Origin of the sequence: Streptomyces virginiae, assembly GCF_041432505.1 — a bacterium.
Taxonomy (GTDB): Bacteria; Actinomycetota; Actinomycetes; order Streptomycetales; family Streptomycetaceae; genus Streptomyces; species Streptomyces virginiae_A.
In genome coordinates this window covers 3,176,441-3,197,173 of record NZ_CP107871.1, presented here as the reverse complement: position 1 = coordinate 3,197,173, position 20,733 = coordinate 3,176,441, and the positions used below count along the sequence as shown (strand labels likewise).

The window sequence follows — 20,733 nt, the reverse complement described above, 5'->3', positions numbered from 1 at the left end:
ATGGCGGACACCAAGCGCGAAATCGAGCGGAAATTCGAGTTCTCCAAGGCCAAATCTGCCCGGCGCGGGGTGCCGGACCTGACGGGCACGGCCGCCATCGCGGCCGTATCCGACCAGGGCACCGTCGACCTCGACGCCGTCTACTACGACACCCCCGACCAGCGGCTCGCCGCCGACGGTCTCACCCTGAGGCGCAGAACGGGCGGCGCTGACGAGGGCTGGCACCTCAAACTGCCCGTCTCCCCCGGAGTGCGCGACGAGATCGGGGCCGCGCTCAGCGACACGGTCCCACCCGCCCTGGCCGCCCTGGTCCGCTCCCGCGTCCGCGGCGCCGGGCTCCAGCCGCAGGTCCGACTCCTCTCCTCACGCCGCGTCAGCCACCTGCTCGACGCCGACGGGGCGCTGCTCGCCGAACTGAGCACCGACGCCGTCCTGGCCGAGCGCGGCGAGGCCACCGCCACCTGGACCGAGGTCGAGGTGGAACTCGCCGACGGCGTCGACCCCGAACTGCTCGACGCCGTGGAGAAGACCTTCCGCAAGGCCGGCCTCCGGGTCTCCGACGCCCCCTCGAAGCTCGCCCGGGCCCTCGCCGAGACCGCCGCCGAGCCCCCGGCCCGACCCGAGGGCGGCGGCCCCGAGGGCACCGCCGGCGCGCAGGTGCTGGCGTACCTGCGCGAACAGCGCGACGCCCTCGTCGCCCAGGACCCGGCGGTGCGGCGCGGCCTGCCGGACTCCGTCCACCAGATGCGGGTCGCGAGCCGCCGACTGCGCAGCGCCTTCAAGACCTACCGCAAGGTGATCGACCGGGCGGCCACCGACCCGATCGGCGAGGAACTGCGCCGGCTCGCCGGTGAACTCGGCGTCGACCGCGACCAGGAGGTCCTGCTGGAGCGGATCCAGGACCGCCTCGGCGAACTGCCCCGCACCCTGCTGATCGGCCCGGTCCGCAGCCGGCTGCGCGTATGGAACAGCGCCCGGCGCTCCGCGTCACGGCGCCGGGCGGTCGCCGTGCTCGACAGCGCGCGCTACGTGGCCCTGCTCGACTCACTCGACGCCCTGCTGGAGTCGCCCCCGCTGCTGAAGGCCGCGGCCGGACACCCGGAGGCCGTCCTGCCCAAGGCGGTCCTGCGCGACTACGCGCGCCTCGCCGCCCGGGTCGACAGCGCGCTCTCCCAGGACGAGGGCCACGAGCGGGACCTGGCCCTGCACGAGGCCCGCAAGGCGGCCAAGCGCTTCCGGTACGCGGCCGAGTCGGCCGTGCCCGTCCTCGGCGGGCCGGCGAAGGAGCTGGCCAAGGCCGGGAAGTCGGTGCAGTCCCTGCTCGGCGACCACCAGGACAGCGTGGTGGCCCGCGAGGCCCTGCGCGGCCTCGCCGTCCAGGCGACGGGCGCGGGGGAGTCCGCCTTCACCTGGGGCGTGCTCTACGCCCGCGAGGAAGCCCTGGCCGAGCGGCGCGAACGGGAACTTCCCGACATCTGGGCCAAGGCCTCCGACCCCGAGCTGCGGGCCGCATTGGAATGATCATGTGGGTGGGGGTGGCCGAGCCTCGGGGTACGCTTGAGAGCTGCCCCCTGCCCGCTTCACGAAAGTCGCGTGATGACCGAGTCGGTCTTCCCTCAGCTTGAGGCCCTGCTTCCGCATGTGCAGAAGCCCATCCAGTACGTCGGCGGTGAACTCAACTCCACGGTCAAGGAGTGGGAGAGCTGCGACGTCCGCTGGGCGCTCATGTACCCGGACGCGTACGAAGTCGGGCTGCCCAACCAGGGCGTCATGATCCTTTACGAGGTGCTCAACGAACGCGAGGGCGTCCTCGCCGAGCGCACCTACAGCGTGTGGCCCGACCTCGAAGAACTGATGCGCGAGCACAAGGTGCCGCAGTTCACCGTGGACAGCCACCGCCCGGTCTCCGCCTTCGACGTGTTCGGCCTGTCCTTCTCCACGGAGCTGGGCTACACCAACATGCTCACGGCGCTGGACCTCGCCGGCATCCCGCTGGAGGCCCGCAACCGCACCGTCGACCACCCGATCGTCCTCGCGGGCGGCCACGCGGCCTTCAACCCCGAGCCGATCGCGGAGTTCATCGACTGCGCGGTCATCGGCGACGGCGAGCAGGCCGTCCTCGACATGACCGAGATCATCCGCACCTGGAAGGCCGAGGGGCGGCCGGGCGGGCGCGAAGAGGTCCTCCTCCGTCTCGCCAAGACCGGCAATGTCTACGTGCCGGGCTTCTACGACGTCGAGTACCTGCCGGACGGCCGCATCGGCCGTGTCGTGCCCAACCGCTCCGGCGTGCCGTGGCGCGTGTCCAAGCACACGGTCATGGACCTCGACGAGTGGCCCTACCCCAAGCAGCCCCTGGTCCCGCTCGCCGAGACCGTCCACGAGCGCATGTCCGTGGAGATCTTCCGCGGCTGCACCCGCGGCTGCCGTTTCTGCCAGGCCGGCATGATCACGCGCCCCGTGCGGGAGCGAAGCATCACCGGCATCGGCGAGATGGTGGAGCGCGGACTGAAGGCCACGGGCTTCGAAGAGGTCGGCCTCCTCTCCCTCTCCTCGGCCGACCACACCGAGATCGCCGACATCGCCAAGGGCCTCGCCGACCGCTACACGGACGACAAGGTGGGCCTGTCCCTGCCGTCGACCCGCGTGGACGCGTTCAACGTGGACCTGGCCAACGAGCTGACCCGCAACGGTCGCCGCTCCGGCCTGACCTTCGCCCCCGAGGGCGGCTCCGAGCGCATGCGCAAGGTCATCAACAAGATGGTCTCCGAAGAGGACCTGATCCGGACCGTCTCCACCGCGTACGGCAACGGCTGGCGCCAGGTGAAGCTGTACTTCATGTGCGGCCTGCCCACCGAGACGGACGAGGACGTGCTCCAGATCGGCGACATGGCGGTCAACGTCATCGCCAAGGGGCGCGAGGTCTCCGGCCAGAACGACATCCGCTGCACGGTGTCCATCGGCGGATTCGTCCCCAAGCCGCACACCCCGTTCCAGTGGGCGCCGCAGCTGTCGGCCGAGGAGACGGACGCCCGCCTGGGCAAGCTCCGCGACAAGATCCGCGGCGACAAGAAGTACGGCCGCTCCATCGGCTTCCGCTACCACGACGGCAAGCCGGGCATCGTCGAGGGCCTCCTCTCGCGCGGTGACCGCCGCATCGGCGACGTCATCCGCGCCGTGTACGAGTCGGGCGGCCGCTTCGACGGCTGGCGCGAGCACTTCAGCTACGACCGCTGGATGGAGGCGGCCGAGAAGACCCTGCCCGCCTACGGCGTGGACGTGGCCTGGTACACGACCCGCGAGCGCACCTACGAGGAGGTCCTGCCCTGGGACCACCTGGACTCCGGTCTCGACAAGGACTGGCTCTGGGAGGACTGGCAGGACGCCCTCGACGAGACCGAGGTCGACGACTGCCGCTGGACCCCGTGCTTCGACTGTGGCGTGTGTCCTCAGATGCAGACGGAGATCCAGATCGGCCCGACCGGCAAGAAGCTGTTGCCGCTGTCCGTCGTGAAGTAACCCTTGGGTCACGAGAGGCCCCCGCCCGCAACGGGTGGGGGCCTCCGTCGTGTCTTCAGCTGCATGGAAACGGACAAGCGGCCTCCCGGCGAAGGCCACGGCGGCGGCGACGGGTGCCTGGTGGGCGTCATCAGGCTCCCCGTGAAGATCCTCGCGGTACTCGTCGTACTGCCCGTACGAGTGGTCTGGGAACTGCTCGTCGCCGGAGGCCGGGCCACCCACCGGCACGTCCTCGCGCCGCTGTACGCCCACGTCGTCGAGCCCCTGCTGCGTGCACTGGGATGGCTGCTGGCCACCCTGCTCAAGCTGGTCCTCGTCTGGCCGTGGGTCGGACTGTGGCGGTATCTGATCACCCCGGTCGGCCGGGGTCTGGCGTGGCTGGGGCGCGGTGCGTACGCGTACCTGCTCGCTCCGGCCGGGCGGATCCTGATGACCTACCTCCTGCGTCCCCTCGGCGCGGCACTGGCCTGGATCGGCCGAGGAGGGCTGCGGTACCTGCTCGCCCCGCTCGCCCAAGGCGTCACCTGGATCCTGTGGGCCCTGGCCATGACGCTGTGCGTGTGGCCGTGGGCCGCGCTGTGGCGCCACGTGCTCGTACCCGTCGGCCACGGCATCGCATGGCTGGCCGCGGCGGTTCACCGGTACGTGCTCACCCCGGTCGGGCACGGCCTCCTGTGGCTCGCGGCCGCGGTGTTCCGCCACCTGCTGCGGCCCGTGGGGCTGGGCCTCGCCTGGCTGGTGGTCGCGCTGTACCGGTACCTGCTGCGACCCCTCGGGACCTACGTGCTGCGGCCGATCGGGCGGGTCCTCGCATGGGCCTGGCACGTGGCCGGGCGGATCCTCGCCGCCCTGTGGCGCGGCCTCAAGTGGGTCGGCCGGGTGCTGGTCGGGTGGCCCGCGTCCCGGGTGTACCGGTACGTGCTGACCCCCGTCGGGCACGCCGTCCGCGAGGTCTGGCGGACCGGCCGCGCGGCGGTCCGCGAGGCGCGGGCCACGGTACGCCGCGCGCTCTTCGGTACTCCTCCCGTGGAACCGACGAGGTCACGGGCGCGTACTCTGGGTAGTACGACAGCCGCAGGCAACACGCCCGCTCCCGAGATCTCCCTCCACGAACGGCAGGGGTGAGCCGGAGGCAGGGCGACGCCCGCCGGCCCCACAGACGCTCAGGGCGACGCGCGAGCCGCGGAGCCCCGCACAAGGAGAAGAACCACTGGGCAAGCGACAGCCCGAAGGCCCGCCTCCCGCACCGGTGGTGCAGCGCATCCGACTGCGCTACACCAAGCGCGGCCGCCTCCGGTTCACCAGTCACCGTGACTTCCAGCGCGCCTTCGAGCGGGCCCTGCGCCGCGCCGAGGTGCCGATGGCGTACTCGGCCGGTTTCACCCCGCACCCGCGCGTCTCGTACGCGAACGCGGCGCCGACCGGCACCGGCAGCGAGGCCGAGTACCTGGAGATCGCCCTCGCCGAGTCCCGCGACCCCGAGAAGCTCCGAGAGCTGCTCGACGAGTCGATGCCGACCGGACTCGACATCATCGACGCCGTCGAGGCCCGCACCTCGGGCCTCGCGGACCGGCTGACCGCCTCCGTGTGGGAGCTGCGCCTGGACGGCGTGGAGCTCGCGGAGGCCGAGCGGGCCGTGACGGCCTTCCTCGCCGCCGAGAACGTGGAGGTGCAGCGTCGGACCAAGAACGGAATGCGGACCTTCGACACGCGTGGTGCGGTCGTGAGCCTCGAAGCGCTTCCCGCCCCGGCTGATAGGCCGCTGGACAGTGCCTGTGCGATACTGCGCCTGGTTGTTCGGCATCTGACACCTGCCGTGCGACCCGACGACGTCCTGTCCGGTCTCCGAGCTGTGGCCGACCTGGCGCCGCCGGTCCCCTCAGCGGTGACCAGGCTGGCGCAGGGGCTCTTCGACGAGGAGTCCGGCACGGTGACCGACCCGCTCGCGCCCGACCGCGAGGCTGACACGGCCGCTCCACCCACGGCCGCCGTAGCAGCCGACGCGAAGGCGCCGGAAGGTCCCGCCGCGTAAGGAACGCCGTCGTCGCGCAGCCCTGGTACTCGGGAGCCACCTGGGTCGGGCCGCGCACTGACCTGAAGACTTCCGCCAGGCCGTACGGACAACACGTACGGAACCGGCGGCCATGGACTACAGCTCCCGTGTGGCGAACGCGCCCCGGAGGCCGGCTCCGCGCTCATTACGCGGAGCCGTGCCGGACCGGAAGTCAGCCGCGGCGCCCGGGAGCGTGACGGGAGAACCGCCCGCAATGCTCAACAACGAAAACGACACCAATCCTGCTGGTAGCGCCGACAGCGGCAGCCCCAGCGACAACCTGCCGCCGCGCCGTCGCCGCCGTGCCGCCTCCCGGCCCGCCGGCCCGCCCGGTGGCGTCGTCGCCGAGACGACCCCGGTGACCGAGGCCGCCCCGGCCGCCCCCGCCGAAGAGGCCGCTCCGGCCGCCGCACCCGCTCGTCCCCGCCGCCGCGCGACCCGCGCCGTGGCCGCCCCGGTGACCCCGGCCGTCGCGGCCGACACCCCGGCCGCCGAGCCCGTAGCAGCCCCCGCCGCCGCCGAGGAGCCCGCCGCTCCCGCCCCGCGGACCCGCCGCCGCGCCACCCGCGCCGTGGCCGCCCCGGAGACCCCCGCCGCCGTGGCCGAGGCCGCGCCCGTGGTCGAGGAGGAGGCTCCGGCCGCTCCGGCTCCGCGTGCCCGTCGTCGTGCCACCCGCGCCGTCGCCGCACCGGCCGCCGAGGCCGCCGCCGTGGTGGAGGCTCCGGCCGCCCCCGAGGCCGCGCCCGTGGTCGAGGAGGAGGCTCCGGCCGCTCCGGCTCCGCGTGCCCGTCGCCGTGCCACCCGCGCCGTGACCGCCCCGGCCGCCGAGGCCGTGGTCGAGACCCCCGCCGCCGAGCCCGCGCCCGCCGTGGAGGAGGCCCCCAAGGCCACCCGCGCCGTGACCGTCGCCGACGCCGTGGACTCGCCCAAGCGTGGCGGCCGCCGCCGCGCCACCCGCTCCGCCGCCCCGGCCGCCGCCGCGCAGCCCGTCGTCGAGAGCGCCGAGCCCGCCGCTCCGGCCCGGGCCCGCCGTGCCGCGCGTCCCGCCGTGGCCGTCTTCCAGGCCCCGGTCTTCGCCGAGCCGATGTTCCAGACCCCCGAGACCGCGGCCATGGCCGCCGCCGCGGCGCGCGCCGCCGAAGAGGTCGAGGAGGAGGAGACCGAGGTCGAGGCCGAGGTCACCACCGCCCCCGCCGCGCAGCCCACCGGCCGCCGCCGGCGCCGTGGACGCGGCGCCGCCGAGTCCGCCCCGGCCGCCGAGTCCGCCCCGGTCTCGCTGCCCGAGGTGCTCGCGGAGGAGGAGCCGGAGGCCGAGGCCGCCGAGCTCGACGAGGAGTCCGCCGAATTCGAGGACGGCGACGAGTCGGGCGAGCGCCCGTCGCGCCGTCGTCGTCGTGGTGGCCGTCGCCGCCGTCGCGGTGAGTCCGCCGACCTCGACGAGTCCGCCGAGGACGAGGCCGAGACCGCCGAGCAGGACGCCGCCGAGCGGGACGCCGAGGAGGAAGAGGACGAGGAGTCCGACGAGGCCCTCGGCTCCAGCTCCAGCCGTCGCCGCCGTCGTCGTCGCCGTCGTAGCGGCGAGGGTGCCGCCGAGGCGACCGAAGCGGGCGACGAGGACGGTGTGCGTACCGTCGTCAAGGTCCGCGAGCCGCGTCCGGCGCGCGAGAAGACCGAGTCCTCCGACGAGGTCCAGTCCATCAAGGGCTCGACCCGTCTCGAGGCGAAGAAGCAGCGTCGCCGCGAGGGCCGTGAGCAGGGCCGCCGCCGCGTCCCGATCATCACCGAGGCCGAGTTCCTGGCCCGCCGTGAGGCCGTCGAGCGCGTCATGGTCGTCCGCCAGGCCGGCGAGCGCACCCAGATCGGCGTCCTCGAGGACAACGTGCTCGTCGAGCACTACGTCAACAAGGAAGAAGCCACCTCGTACGTCGGCAACGTCTACCTGGGCAAGGTCCAGAACGTGCTGCCGTCGATGGAGGCCGCCTTCATCGACATCGGCAAGGGCCGCAACGCCGTCCTGTACGCCGGTGAGGTCAACTTCGAGGCGCTCGGCATGGCCAACGGGCCGCGCCGCATCGAGTCCGCCCTCAAGTCCGGCCAGTCGGTCCTGGTGCAGGTCACCAAGGACCCGATCGGTCACAAGGGTGCCCGCCTGACCAGCCAGGTCTCGCTGCCCGGTCGCTACCTGGTCTACGTGCCCGAGGGCTCGATGACCGGCATCAGCCGCAAGCTGCCCGACACCGAGCGGGCGCGCCTGAAGACCATCCTCAAGAAGATCGTCCCCGAGGACGCGGGCGTCATCGTGCGCACCGCCGCCGAGGGCGCGAGCGAGGACGAGCTGCGCCGCGACGTCGAGCGTCTGCAGGCCCAGTGGGAGGACATCCAGAAGAAGTCGAAGCAGATCTCGACGTCTTCGCCGAGCCTGCTGTACGGCGAGCCGGACATGACCGTCCGCGTCGTGCGCGACATCTTCAACGAGGACTTCTCGAAGGTCATCGTCAGCGGTGACGGCGCCTGGGAGACCATCCACGGCTACGTGAACCACGTGGCCCCGGACCTGGCCGACCGGCTGTCCCGTTGGACCTCCGAGGTCGACGTCTTCGCGACGTACCGGATCGACGAGCAGCTCGCCAAGGCGCTCGACCGCAAGGTGTGGCTGCCCTCGGGCGGCTCGCTTGTGATCGACAAGACCGAGGCGATGATCGTCATCGACGTCAACACCGGCAAGTTCACCGGTCAGGGCGGCAACCTCGAGGAGACCGTCACCAGGAACAACCTGGAGGCGGCCGAGGAGATCGTGCGCCAGCTGCGGCTGCGCGACCTGGGCGGCATCGTCGTCATCGACTTCATCGACATGGTCCTGGAGTCCAACCGCGACCTGGTCCTGCGGCGCATGCTGGAGTGCCTGGGCCGTGACCGTACGAAGCACCAGGTGGCCGAGGTCACCTCGCTGGGCCTGGTCCAGATGACCCGTAAGCGGGTGGGCCAGGGTCTGCTGGAGTCCTTCTCCGAGACCTGCGTCCACTGCAACGGCCGCGGTGTCATCGTCCACATGGAGACCCCGACGGTGATCGGCGGCGGTGGCAACGGCAAGCGTTCCAAGCGCCGCGGTGGCCGCACCGAGTTCGACCAGCACGACCACGAGGTCGAGACGGTCGAGTCCGCCGACATGGGGGCCTTCGAGACCGAGGCGGAGGTGGCTGCCGAGGCCGCCGCGCCGCGGGCCCTGCCCGAGCCGGAGTTCGTCGCGGACGAGGAGCTCTACAGCAGCCCGGCCGAGGCCGAGGCCGCCGCGGGCATCAGCGGCCGCCGCAACCGGCGCCGTGCCACCCGTAAGGCCACCGCTCCGGCGGGCGCCCCGCGCGGTGCGGCCGCTCCGGTCCAGGCCCCGGCCCCCGTGGTCGTGGACGAGCCGGTGACCGAGGCCGCCGAGACGGTGCTGGAGCCGGCTGCGGAGTTCGTCGCCGAGGCCGCCGCGGTGGCCGAGGTCGCTCCGGTCGTCGAGCCGGTCGAGGAGGCCGCGCCGAAGGGTCGTACCCGTCGCCGTGCGACCCGTAAGGCCACCGCCCCGGCGGGCGCCCCGGCTCCCGCGGTCGAGGTGGCCCCGGAGCCGGTCGTCGTGCCGGAGCCGGAGCCCGTCGTCGAGCCCGAGGTCGTCGCCGTCGCCGAGGTCGAGGAGGCCCCCGTCGTGGAGGCCGCTCCGGCCCGTCCGCGGCGCCGTGCCACCCGTAAGGCCACCGCACCCGCCGGTTCCCCGGCCGGCGCGGCAGAGGCCGCCGTGGTGGTCGTCGAGGCCCCCGTGACGGAGGCCCCGGCGCCGGTCGAGGAGGCCGCACCGGTGGTCGAGGAGGCCGCACCGGCGAAGAAGGCCGCCAAGAAGGCTCCGGCCAAGAAGGCGACCGCGGCGAAGAAGGCCCCGGCCAAGAAGGCGGCGGCCGCCAAGAAGACCGTGGCCAAGAAGGCGGCCACGACCAAGAAGACCGCGACGAAGCGGGCGACGAAGAAGACCGCGGCGGCGGAGCAGCAGACGCTCCCGTCCGTCTCGGCTCCGACCGAAGCCTGATTCACCGCCGAGTGACACGCGTGCGTGGGCCCCGCCGAGCGGCGGGGCCCACGGCCGTACGGGCCCGGTTTGACCCTCCGGAACCGGCCCCGTAACCTAGACCGTCGGCATGCTTGGGCGAATGCGTCCAGTGCGTGCCGCGCTCCTGAGCACCTTCCTCACGTTCCGTACGCGCAAGCGTCGGGCGCGAGAGGCCGCTCGTCCAATCCGGATCCGTGCGGTTCCGCCTTCGAGGCGGGGCTTGCCTGAGCGGCTGGCTTCAGGAGCATCCGTCCCGAGTGAGAGAGAGATCCGCGTGTACGCCATCGTGCGCAGCGGTGGTCGCCAGCACAAGGTTGCTGTCGGCGACATCGTTGAGGTTGACAAGATTTCCACTGCCAAGGTTGGCGACACGGTCGAGCTCTCGACCCTGCTCGTTGTCGACGGCGACGCCGTGACCAGCGACCCGTGGGTCCTGGCCGGTATCAAGGTCACGGCTGAGATCGTGGACCACCACAAGGGCGCCAAGATCGACATCCTGCGCTACAAGAACAAGACCGGCTACCGCCGTCGCCAGGGTCACCGCCAGCAGTACACGGCGATCAAGGTCACCGGTATCCCCGCGGCTGCGAAGTAAGAGGGACTGAGACATGGCACACAAGAAGGGCGCATCGTCCACCCGGAACGGGCGCGACTCCAATGCCCAGCGGCTCGGCGTGAAGCGCTTCGGCGGTCAGGTCGTTTCCGCCGGCGAGATCCTCGTCCGCCAGCGCGGCACCCACTTCCACCCGGGTTCGGGTGTCGGTCGTGGTGGCGACGACACGCTGTTCGCGCTGCAGGCCGGTGCGGTCCAGTTCGGCACGCACCGTGGCCGCAAGGTCGTCAACATCGTTCCGGCCGCCTGATCCAGCTTCGGCTGATCAAGCGTTCGTAACTTCCCGAGGGCGGATCTCAGCTCTTTCCGGCGCAAGCCGGGAAGAGAGGTCCGCCCTCGGCGCGTTGTCACTTAGACACGTTTAATGGGCAGCAAGGCCTGCCCGGGACATTCCCGTATGTATCTGGAGGAACACCCATGACCACCTTCGTGGACCGCGTCGAGCTGCATGTCGCCGCGGGTAACGGGGGCCACGGCTGCGCCTCCGTTCACCGGGAGAAGTTCAAGCCGCTGGGCGGCCCCGACGGCGGTAACGGCGGCCGTGGCGGCGACGTCATCCTGGTGGTGGAGCAGGCGATCACCACCCTGCTGGACTACCACCACAGCCCCCACCGCAAGGCCACCAACGGCAAGCCCGGCGAGGGCGGCAACCGCTCCGGCAAGGACGGCCAGGACCTCGTCCTGCCCGTGCCGGACGGCACCGTCGTCCTCGACAAGGAGGGCAACGTCCTCGCCGACCTCGTCGGTCAGGGCACCACCTACGTGGCCGCCGAGGGCGGCCGCGGCGGTCTCGGCAACGCCGCGCTCTCCTCCGCCCGCCGCAAGGCCCCCGGCTTCGCGCTCCTCGGCGTCCCCGGCACCACCGGTGACATCGTCCTGGAGCTCAAGACCGTCGCCGACGTGGCGCTGGTCGGCTTCCCGAGCGCCGGCAAGTCCTCGCTGATCTCGGTGCTCTCCTCGGCCAAGCCGAAGATCGCGGACTACCCCTTCACCACCCTCGTCCCGAACCTGGGCGTCGTCACGGCCGGCTCGACCGTCTACACGATCGCCGACGTCCCCGGCCTGATCCCCGGCGCCAGCCAGGGCCGTGGCCTGGGCCTGGAGTTCCTGCGTCACGTCGAGCGCTGCTCGGTGCTGGTGCACGTCCTGGACACCGCCACGCTGGAGTCGGACCGCGACCCGATCGCCGACCTCGACGTCATCGAGGAGGAGCTCAAGCTCTACGGCGGCGGTCTGGAGAAGCGTCCGCGCCTCGTCGTCCTCAACAAGGTCGACATCCCGGACGGCCAGGAGCTCGCCGACATGGTCCGCCCGGACCTGGAGGCCCGCGGCTACAAGGTGTTCGAGGTCTCCGCGGTCGCCCGTACCGGCCTGAAGGAGCTCTCCTTCTTCCTCGCCGAGGTCATCGCCAAGGCACGTGCCCGCAAGCCGAAGGAGGAGGCGACCCGTATCGTCATCCGCCCGAAGGCCGTGGACGACGCCGGCTTCACCGTCACCTACGACGAGGTCGAGGACGTCTACAACGTGCGCGGCGAGAAGCCGGAGCGCTGGGTCCGCCAGACCGACTTCAACAACGACGAGGCCGTCGGCTACCTGGCCGACCGCCTCAACCGCCTCGGTGTCGAGGAGGCGCTCAAGAAGGCCGGCGCCCGCGCCGGTGACGGCGTGGCCATCGGCTCCGACGAGAACGCGGTCGTCTTCGACTGGGAGCCGACCGTCATGGCCGGCGCCGAGATGCTGGGCCGCCGCGGCGAGGACCACCGTCTGGACGCCCCGCGTCCGGCCACCACCCGCCGCAAGGACAAGGAAGCCCAGCGCGGGGACTCGGCGCAGAAGGAATACGACGAATTCAAGCCGTTCTGAGCCCCTCCCGAGGGACTTGTGCCCGGAAGGTTTGAAGGCGCCTTTATGTGGGTCGCCTAGGATCTTCCGGGTGAACAGCAGCAACCTCCCCACGGTTTCCGTCGTGGTCATCGCGTACAACGACGCCGGGCTCGTGGGCGAGGCCGTTTCCTCGGCCCTCGCCCAGGGCCCGGTGGTCACCGAGGTCATCGCGGTGAACGACGCCTCGTCCGACGGCACCGCGCGGGTGCTGGACGAGCTGGCCGCCGTCCACCCCCGCCTCAAGGTCGTCCACCGGACGGAGAACAGCGGGGGGTGCGGCACCCCGCGCAACGACGGGATCGCGGCTGCTTCCGGCCGATACGTCCTCTTCCTCGACAGCGACGACATCCTGCCGCCGGGAGCCGCCGACGCCCTGGTGCGCACCGCCGAGGAGCACCGGGCCCCGGTCACCGTCGGCGCGGCGGTACGACGCGAGCTGCCCCTGCACCACGACGTCCCGTGGATGCCCGGACTGCACACCCCGGGCGAGGTGATCGAGCGGCCGGTGGACCGGCCCGAGCTCGTTCGCGACACCCTCTGCGTCAACAAGCTGTACGCCCGCGCCTTCCTCCAGGAACACGGTCTGCGCTTCCCCGACGGCCGGTTCATCTACGAGGACTTCGTCTTCACCGCCCGCGTACTCGCCGCGGCTCCCCGCATCGCCGTCACCGGCGACCTCGTCTACGTGTGGCACGTGCGCCGCAGCGCCGCCCAGGTGTCGATCTCCCTGGACCGCAAGGACGTCGGGAACTGGCGCTCCCGCATCGAGGCCCACCGCACGGCCGCCCGGATCCTCGCCGAGGCCTCCCCGGTGCTGGGCAGCGCCTGCCGGGTGAAGTTCCTGGAGTACGACCTGCGCATGTACCTGCGCGAGCTCGGCCGGGACCCCGAGTACCAGGCCGCCTGGTGGACCCTGACCCGCGAGTACGTCGACACCTTCCCCGAGGCCGACATCGAGGCCGCCGCGGCCCACGCCCGCTGGATCGTCTCGCTGCTGCGCGCCACCGTCACCCCGCCCGCCGACGTCGAGCGCCTCACCCGGCTGGCCGCCGAACCGCCGCGGCTGCTGCCCCCGTACGCGACCGGTCCCACCGGAGCTCCGGTGTGGAGCGAGGAACTGCCGGTCGAGCTGGTCGGGCTGACCGGGCTGCCGGTCGGCGAGCTTCCCGTCACAGTCGACGCCGAACCGGCCGGCCGCGCCGCCGTCCGGATCCGCGTGCACGACCTGTACGGGCGCCTCGCCGAGGCCGGGCCCGTCACCGCGCAGCTGAGCTTCGTACCCCGTGCGGGCGGCGCGCCGGTCCTCGCGCAGCCGGTCGAGCTGCACCCGGATTCCGGCGGAGGCTGGGGCGCCGTCCTGCCGTTCCGTCTCGCCGACCTCGCCGTCACCGGCCGCCGCCAGGGGCTGCGCAGGATGCAGGCCTGGAACGTGGGGGTGGGCGTGCGGTGTGCCGACGGGAGCTCGGTCTTCACCTCCTTGCGCCCCCAGGGCCGACTGCTTCGCCGTCGGGCCCTGCCCAGCAGCCGGTACGGTGTTCTGCTGGCGCAGCCCTACCGGACGGGGGCCGGTGCCCTCGCGCTGCGCCTCGCGCCGGGCGCCGAGGGCGCGCTGTACCTCGTACGCAACCGCCTCGACCGGGCCCGGGCGGCCCGTGGGGCGGACTGAGGCCAAGAGGCGGGGCCCGGTCGGAGAACTTCACCCGCCGCACTCTTCATCCCGAAGTCGGACAGGACCAAGGAGAGAACATGACGTTTCTGATCACCGGTGGCGCCGGATACATCGGCGCGCACGTCGTCCGCGCGATGCGGCTCGCGGGGGAGGAGGTCGTCGTCTTCGACGACCTCTCCACGGGTGACGAGGACCGCGTACCGGAAGGCGTCCCGCTGGTGGTCGGCTCCGTCCTGGACCGGCTGGCGCTGGAGGAGGTCATCCGCAAGCACAAGATCACCGGCGTGGTGCACCTCGCGGGCAAGAAGCAGGTCGGCGAGTCCGTCGAGAAGCCGATGTACTACTACCACGAGAACGTGCAGGGCCTCGCGGTCCTGCTCCAGGCCGTGGCCGACGCGGGCATCCGCAACTTCCTCTTCTCCTCCTCCGCCTCCGTCTACGGCATGCCCGACGTGGACCTGGTCACCGAGGACACCCCGTGCAAGCCGCTGAGCCCCTACGGCGAGACCAAGCTGGCCGGGGAGTGGCTCGTGCGGGCCGCGGGCAAGGCGCACGGCATCTCCACCGCCTGCCTGCGCTACTTCAACGTGGCGGGCGCCGCGGTCCCCGAGCTCGCCGACACCGGCGTCTTCAACCTGGTCCCGATGGTCTTCGAGCGCTACGACGCCGGCCAGGGCGCCAAGATCTTCGGTGACGACTACCCGACCCCGGACGGCACCTGCATCCGCGACTACATCCACGTGGAGGACCTCGCGGAGGCGCACGTGGCGGCGGCGCGCAAGCTCGCCGAGTGGGGCGCGGCCGGCGAGTACAAGGACCTCACCGTCAACATCGGGCGTGGCGAAGGCGTTTCCGTCGCCGAGATGGTCGAGCTGCTGAACAAGAACACCGGGCACGACATCGCCCCCGTGATCAGCCCGCGCCGCCCCGGCGACCCGGCGAAGGTCGTGGCCTCGGCCGACCGGATCACCAGCGAGCTGGGCTGGAAGGCCCGGCACGACGTCCGCGAGATGGTCACCTCGGCCTGGGCGGGCTGGGAGGCGAACAAGGTGGCGCGCAAGGACGCCCACCGGGACGTCCACAAGGCCTGACCGGTCGCAGGCGAGCCGGATCGACCGCTTGTGGAGCAGCCCGCCCCGGACATGTCCGGGGCGGGCTGCTCCACAAGTGCGTCGTGGTGGGGGGTGCGGTCAGCGCTCCAGGAAGGAGAACAGCTCTTCCCACCGGTCGGTGATCTCGGGGCTGGAGTAGCGCTGCACCGAGCGGAAGGCGTTGTCCCCGAGCCGGTCGCGCAGCTCACGGTCGGACATCAGCACGCGCAGGTGCCCGGCCAGCTCCATCGTGTTGCCCAGCCGGGCCAGCAGCCCGTCCTCGCCGTGCTCGACGATCTCCCGTACGCCCGGCGCGCAGTCGAAGGCCGCGGCCGGCACGCCCGCCGCCATCGCCTCCAGCAGGGTGATCGGGAAGCCCTCGGCCCGGGAGGCCTGCGCGAAGACCGAGGCCCCGCGCAGCGCGCCCAGCACGTCGTCGGTGCTGCCCATCCACTCCACGGAGTCGTCCAGGCCCAGCGAGGTGCAGTGCGCCTTCAGCGTCGCCTCCTCCGCGCCCGCCCCGTAGATCCGCAGGATCCAGTCGGGGTGGTGCGGCGCGACGTCCGCCCAGGTGTCGAGCAGCAGGTCGACGCCCTTCTCGAAGGCCAGCCGGCCGACGCACGCCACGACCTTCTCCGTGCGCGGCGCGGGGGAGTCGGGCATGAAGGGCAGCGGGTTCGGCATGCTCCCCACGTTCTCCATGCCCGCCCGGATCCACAGGTCCGCGTCCTCGGCGGTCAGCACCAGCAGCCGGTCGACCTGCGGGTAGAAGCGGCGGACCCGCTCCCCGCGGGTGGACTTCTGGCTGGCCTCGAACGACTCGTGGCTCATCCCGATGACGGTGAGCCCCTTGGTGTCGGCGAGCGCCACCCACTCCATCGCCCAGACCTGGGTGACGATGACGACACCGCCCGGACGGGCCGCCCGCAGCAGTTCGCTCAGCTGCTCGGCCTTGGCCCGCATCTGCGCCCGCCGGGCCGCCTGGCGGCGCCGCTCGGGCGCGTTCAGCCGGCCCTTGATCCCGCGCAGCCGGCGGGCCGACGGCGGGTGGGTGTCGTAGAGCGTGGTCGTCTCGTACGGCAGGCCCTGCGGCAGCTTCTGCCGGATGTCGTCGGCGACCGGGGCGATGCCCACGATGTGCACCCGGTGGCCGCGGTCGGTGAACTGGCGGGCCATCTGGTGCGACCAGGTGGTCACGCCGCCGATCTCGTCGACGTTGTTGGAGACGATGAAGATGTCACGGCCGCCCGGAGCGACGGTCTGCTGGTTCACTTGCCGCTCCTGGTGAAGAACTTCTCGACGATCCGGCGGGCCGCGTCCCCACGGTCGTACTCGCCGAACTCGGCGAGGAAACGCTGCCGTGCCTGGGCGTACTTGACGTCCGCCTCCTCGAAGGCGGCGAGCGCCTGCAGGAGCTCGTCCGCCGTGGCCACCACAGGACCCGGGGCCTTCTCCTTGAGGTCGAAGTACGTGCCGCGGATGTCCGTCGCGTACTTCTCGTAGTCGTAGGCGAAGAACAGCATCGGCCGGTCCAGGACCGCGTAGTCGAACATCACGGACGAGTAGTCGGTGATCAGACCGTCGGCGAGGGCCAGCAGCGGGGTGATGTCGTGGTGCCGGGACACGTCGATGACCCGGCCCGCGACGGACGGCGGCAACGAGACGCTGTTGAGGTAGTGGGTCCGCACCAGCAGCGTGAAGCGGTCGCCGAGCCGGTCGGCGAACTCCTCCACGTCGAAGGGGAAGGTGAAGCCCTCCACCGCGCCGTCCGCGCCCGCCCGGAAGGTCGGCGCGTACAGCAGCACCTTCTTGTCCGGGTCGATGCCCAGCTCGCCCGCGAGGGGCCCGCGCACCCGCTCACCGCTGTTCGACTCGGTCCGGTGCGCCTCGACGAGGGCGTCGTTGCGCGGGTAGCCCGTGCGCAGCAGTACCTCGTCCCGCAGTCGGAAGCCCTTGGCGAGGGTCCGGGTGTCGTGCTCGGAGCGGATCAGGAAGTGGTCGAAGCGGTCGACGGCCGCCTGGAAGCGGGCCTGGCCGGCCCGGCCCTGCGCCTTGGTCCGGGGCTCGTGGAAGCCCATCCGCTTGAGCGCCGAGCCGTGCCAGGTCTGGATGTACGTGGTTCCCGGGCGCTTGGCCAGCGCCAGCGGGAAGCCCTGGTTGTCGACCCAGTACTCGGCCTGGGCGAGGGCGCGCAGGTACTGCCAGCCCCAGCGCCTGACCAGGGTGGCCTCCTTGGGGAAGCCGGTGGGCTTGGAGCCCGCGTAGGACCAGATCGCCTCGAACGGCGCGCCCTGGCGGACGAGCTCCTCGTAGATCGCCTTCGGGCTGTCGCTGTACTGCTTGCCCATGTGGCTCTCGAAGACGACCGTGCCCTTCTTGATCGGCAGCTTCGAGAAGACCTCGTGGTAGATCTTCACCTTCTGCTCGCCGGAGCCCATGTTCCGGCGGGCCCGCAGTGCCTTGCGCAGGCCCCGCTTGACCAGGCCGGCCGCCTTGCCCTGTATGGCGTTGTTGATCAGCGACTGGGTGCGGACGGCCGCGGCGCCCTCGGCGATCAGCACATAGCTGAGGTTGCCCTTCTTGGTCATCTGCGGCCCGAACCGGTCGGAGACCAGTCGGGTCAGCCGCGGACGCACCCGCAGCCGGTTCGCCGACTCCAGGTCGACCCCGCCGATCGCGACACGGGTGATGATCCGGTCGCCGCCCGCGGTCAGCTTGAGGCGGACGTCCCAGACGGCGTCGATGATGCCGAGCGGACGGACGGTGCTCGCGACGTCGGCGGTGCCGGTCCACTCGATCGTGTCACCGGCGTGGCGGACGGTTTCCACCGGGAAGCTGAAGGACCGCACGCCGATCTGCCGGCGGGCCCGGAACTCGATCGTGGCCTTCAGATCGGCGTCGGCCGGGATGCGACCCAGCGGGTTCACGACGGAGCCGGACATGGTGACCGTGCCGCGGCCGTCGTCCTCGTAGGCGGTGAGCCGGTTGCCCAGGGTGAGCGAGGTGAGCGGCGTGGTGTGGAAGGCCTGCTCGGTGACGTCCAGTATCCGGCGGGCCTCGTCGGCGTCGGGACCGTCGATGTGCTGCGCGCACCAGTAGACGCGGCCGTCACGCTCGGCGAGCGGGGAGGTGAGCCGGCCCTTGTTCGTCATGGCGTCGGCGGCAGGGAGCAGGTTGTCCCAGTCCTCCTTGCCCAGCAGGTAGGCGCAGATCGCCTGGAGGTAGGTGACGTTCTCGTACGCGGCCGGGTCGATCCCCGCGAGGTAGCCGTTGGCGAGGCGGGCGAACTCCTGGCGGTACTCGTCGCTCAGCAGCGGCAGGTCGCGCAGGTGCAGCACCAGGTCGTGCTTGAGGAACTTGGCGTCCTTCGCGGACTTGATGTCCGTGTGGCCCTTCGCGGCCAGCAGGGCGTCGACGCGGCGGTGGATCTCCATCCGGTGGACGAAGTTCGCGATCTCGTGGCGCCGGTTGCTGATCGACAGGGCCGCGGCCTTCTCGACCACGTTCCAGAAGTAGACGTGGTTCGGGATCAGCGTGATGCGGCGGGCGGCCACGTAGGCCTGCGCGGAGAACAGCAGGTCCTCGTAGTGGATGCCGACCGGGAACTCCAGGCCCTGCTCCAGCAGGAACTCGCGCCGGTAGCACTTGTTCGTGGAGAGGGTGTCGTAGACCAGCAGGTCCGGGTACTCGGTGATCGACTCCAGCGTGCGCGTGCGGGAGTAGATCCAGGGGTACCACTCGGTGGTCTTGCCCCACCGGTTGTCGAGGTGCACGCGTACGCACATGCCCGAGACCAGGTCGGATCCGGTCCGCACGGCGGCGTCCAGCATGTTCCGGCAGGCGTTGCGCTCCAGCACGTCGTCGCTGTCGAGGAACATCACGTACGTTCCGGTGGCCTGCCGGATGCCGTGGTTGCGCGGCGCACCGCAGCCGCCACTGTTCTCCGGCAGCTGGAAGGCGCGCACCCTCCCCGGATGTGCGGATTCCAGTTCCTGGGCGACCGCGTACGAGCGGTCCTTGCTGCAGTCGTCGACGATCACGACTTCGACGCTGTGCAGGGTCTGGTCCAGAACCGACCGGACTGCTGTCGGCAGACGCTCTGCGTCGTTGTAGACGATGACGACCACGGAGACGTCGGGCACGTGCACCTCGATCCCTTCGTTTCGTTACGTTGAGCTGATTCCGCTTATCTCGTCCACGCTACCGTGTGCCGCCCTCGACTCCCGCAGCCCGACGCCCGTCCGACCCTCGCCGTGCATACTTCTAAGGAAGAGGTGAGAGGTGGGTCCGGCCGCCGACAATCACCCGTTCGGATCCAGCAGGAAGTGTTCATGACGAAGCTGTCCGTAGTTGTCCCTTGCTACAACGAAGAGGCCGTCATCGACAGCTTCGACGTGGAGATCCGGAGGGTCCTGGACGCCCTCCCCGTCGAGTACGAGGTCTGCTACGTCGACGACGGAAGCCGCGACGGCACCCTCGACAAGCTCCGGAAGATCGCCGCCGAACACGGCGACCGGACCCGCTACGTCTCCTTCAGCCGGAACTTCGGCAAGGAGGCCGGCATGCTCGCCGGCCTGCGCGAGGCCACCGGCGACGCCGTGGTGATCATGGACGCGGACCTCCAGCACCCGCCGGAGCTGATCGCGACCATGCTGGAGCACTACCGGCAGGGACACGACCAGATCATCGCCCGCCGCACGCGCGAGGGCGACAAGAAGCTCCGCTCGGCCCTCAGCAGCCTCTACTACCGGGGTGTCAACCGCTGGGTCGACGTGGAGCTCACCGACGGCGTCGGCGATTTCCGCATGCTCTCGCGCCCGGCCGTGGACGCCCTGCTGTCGCTGCCGGAGTACAACCGCTTCTCCAAGGGCCTCTTCTCCTGGATCGGCTTCGACACCGTCCACTTCGACTACCGCAACGCGCAGCGCGAGGCCGGCGAGACGAAGTGGAAGTTCGGCGCCCTGCTGAACTACGGCATGGACGGCCTGATCTCCTTCAACAACAGGCCGCTGCGGATCGGGATCTGGTTCGGCGTGTCGCTGGTCGCGCTGACCGGTCTGTACGCCCTGTGGATCACGATCATGGCGATCACCAACGGCGTCGAGTCCCCGGGGTACGTCACCCTTGTGGCCATCATCACCGGCCTGGGCGGCGTACAGCTGATCATGCTGGGCCTCATCGGCGAGTACATCGGGCGTATCTACTACGAGGCCAAGCGCAGGCCGCACTTCCTGGTGAAGGAATCGCACGGAGCACAGCCGCTCCCGCGGACCGACGACCGGCCGGCGGTCCCGGTCGCGGAGCCTACGATCGTGGAGCGCAGCACCCGATGAGCCGCAAGGAACAGCTCGGCCAGGTGTTCAGATTCGCCCTCGTGGGCGGGGTCAACACCGGCACCTTCTTCGGCATCTACCTGCTCCTGCACCCGTGGATGCCGTACTTCGCCGCCTACTCGCTCGCCTTCGTCCTGGCGATGGTCGGCTCGTTCTTCATGAACACCTACTTCACCTACCGGACCCGGCCGACCTGGAAGAAGTTCTTCCTCTTCCCGCTGACGAACATCACCAACTTCGTCATCCAGTCCGTCGGCCTCTACGCGCTGGTGACCTGGGCCGGGATGGACACCCGGATCGCCCCGCTCGTCGCGGCGGTCGTGGCCATCCCGTTCACCTTCCTGATCTCCCGCAAGATCCTCGTCCCGGGCGCCGCCCGGGCGGCCGCGGCCGGTTCCGCCGAGGCGGGGCCCGTGGCCGGGTCCTCGGCGGGATCATCGGCAGGGTCTTCGGCGGGGTCCTCGGCCGAGTCCTCGTCCAGGGTCTGAAA

14 protein-coding genes are annotated in these 20,733 nt (G+C 71.3%); 12 read left to right on the top strand and 2 right to left on the bottom strand.

From position 1 onward, the window contains the following. The 10 genes from OG624_RS14985 to galE all read left to right on the top strand — a co-directional run bounded on the left by OG624_RS14985 (position 1) and on the right by galE (position 14,910). Positions 1–1,521, top strand: coding sequence for a CYTH and CHAD domain-containing protein (locus OG624_RS14985; RefSeq protein WP_371639496.1), 1,521 nt, complete (start codon positions 1–3; stop codon positions 1,519–1,521). Positions 1,522–1,593: 72 nt separating this feature from the next. Then, on the top strand, positions 1,594–3,519 hold the full coding sequence (locus OG624_RS14980; protein ID WP_208869402.1) for a TIGR03960 family B12-binding radical SAM protein: 1,926 nt from the start codon (positions 1,594–1,596) through the stop codon (positions 3,517–3,519). Positions 3,520–3,582: 63 nt separating this feature from the next. Beyond that, entirely contained in the window at positions 3,583–4,644 is a 1,062-nt protein-coding gene (locus OG624_RS14975; protein WP_051763592.1) for a hypothetical protein, read from the top strand. A 127-nt stretch (positions 4,645–4,771) separates the two neighbouring features. Next, positions 4,772–5,551, top strand: coding sequence for a TIGR03936 family radical SAM-associated protein (locus OG624_RS14970; protein WP_033224038.1), 780 nt, complete (start codon positions 4,772–4,774; stop codon positions 5,549–5,551). A 235-nt stretch (positions 5,552–5,786) separates the two neighbouring features. After that, the gene (locus OG624_RS14965) at positions 5,787–9,632 is read left to right on the top strand and encodes an Rne/Rng family ribonuclease (RefSeq protein WP_371639495.1); all 3,846 of its coding nucleotides are present in this window, start codon (positions 5,787–5,789) and stop codon (positions 9,630–9,632) included. A 295-nt stretch (positions 9,633–9,927) separates the two neighbouring features. Then, positions 9,928–10,248 (top strand): 50S ribosomal protein L21, encoded by a 321-nt coding sequence (rplU, locus tag OG624_RS14960; RefSeq protein ID WP_030715748.1) that lies wholly within the window; start codon positions 9,928–9,930, stop codon positions 10,246–10,248. Between the two features lie 13 nt (positions 10,249–10,261). After that, positions 10,262–10,516: a 50S ribosomal protein L27 gene (gene rpmA, locus OG624_RS14955; RefSeq protein WP_030027134.1), complete on the top strand. Its 255-nt coding sequence runs from the start codon at positions 10,262–10,264 to the stop codon at positions 10,514–10,516. A gap of 167 nt (positions 10,517–10,683) precedes the next feature. Continuing rightward, complete coding sequence (obgE, locus tag OG624_RS14950; protein ID WP_030715744.1) at positions 10,684–12,129, top strand: GTPase ObgE; 1,446 nt, start codon at positions 10,684–10,686, stop codon at positions 12,127–12,129. Positions 12,130–12,199: 70 nt separating this feature from the next. Continuing rightward, on the top strand, positions 12,200–13,816 hold the full coding sequence (locus OG624_RS14945) for a glycosyltransferase family 2 protein (RefSeq protein ID WP_033224003.1): 1,617 nt from the start codon (positions 12,200–12,202) through the stop codon (positions 13,814–13,816). An 80-nt stretch (positions 13,817–13,896) separates the two neighbouring features. Then, positions 13,897–14,910: a UDP-glucose 4-epimerase GalE gene (gene galE / locus OG624_RS14940; protein WP_033224004.1), complete on the top strand. Its 1,014-nt coding sequence runs from the start codon at positions 13,897–13,899 to the stop codon at positions 14,908–14,910. A 99-nt stretch (positions 14,911–15,009) separates the two neighbouring features. Here the strand turns inward: galE and OG624_RS14935 are convergent, their stop codons facing one another. Next, a complete protein-coding gene (locus tag OG624_RS14935; protein WP_033224005.1) occupies positions 15,010–16,182 on the bottom strand; it encodes a glycosyltransferase in 1,173 nt (390 codons plus the stop codon). Continuing rightward, the gene (locus OG624_RS14930) at positions 16,179–19,058 is read right to left on the bottom strand and encodes a bifunctional glycosyltransferase/CDP-glycerol:glycerophosphate glycerophosphotransferase (protein ID WP_033224006.1); all 2,880 of its coding nucleotides are present in this window, start codon (positions 19,056–19,058) and stop codon (positions 16,179–16,181) included. The genes OG624_RS14935 and OG624_RS14930 overlap by 4 nt, the downstream gene beginning before the upstream one ends. A 183-nt stretch (positions 19,059–19,241) precedes the next feature. Here OG624_RS14930 and OG624_RS14925 point away from each other — a divergent pair, with 183 nt between their 5' ends. After that, positions 19,242–20,243 (top strand): glycosyltransferase family 2 protein, encoded by a 1,002-nt coding sequence (locus OG624_RS14925; protein ID WP_051763593.1) that lies wholly within the window; start codon positions 19,242–19,244, stop codon positions 20,241–20,243. Continuing rightward, positions 20,240–20,731: a GtrA family protein gene (locus OG624_RS14920; RefSeq protein ID WP_051763594.1), complete on the top strand. Its 492-nt coding sequence runs from the start codon at positions 20,240–20,242 to the stop codon at positions 20,729–20,731. The genes OG624_RS14925 and OG624_RS14920 overlap by 4 nt, the downstream gene beginning before the upstream one ends. Positions 20,732–20,733 lie beyond the last annotated feature (2 nt).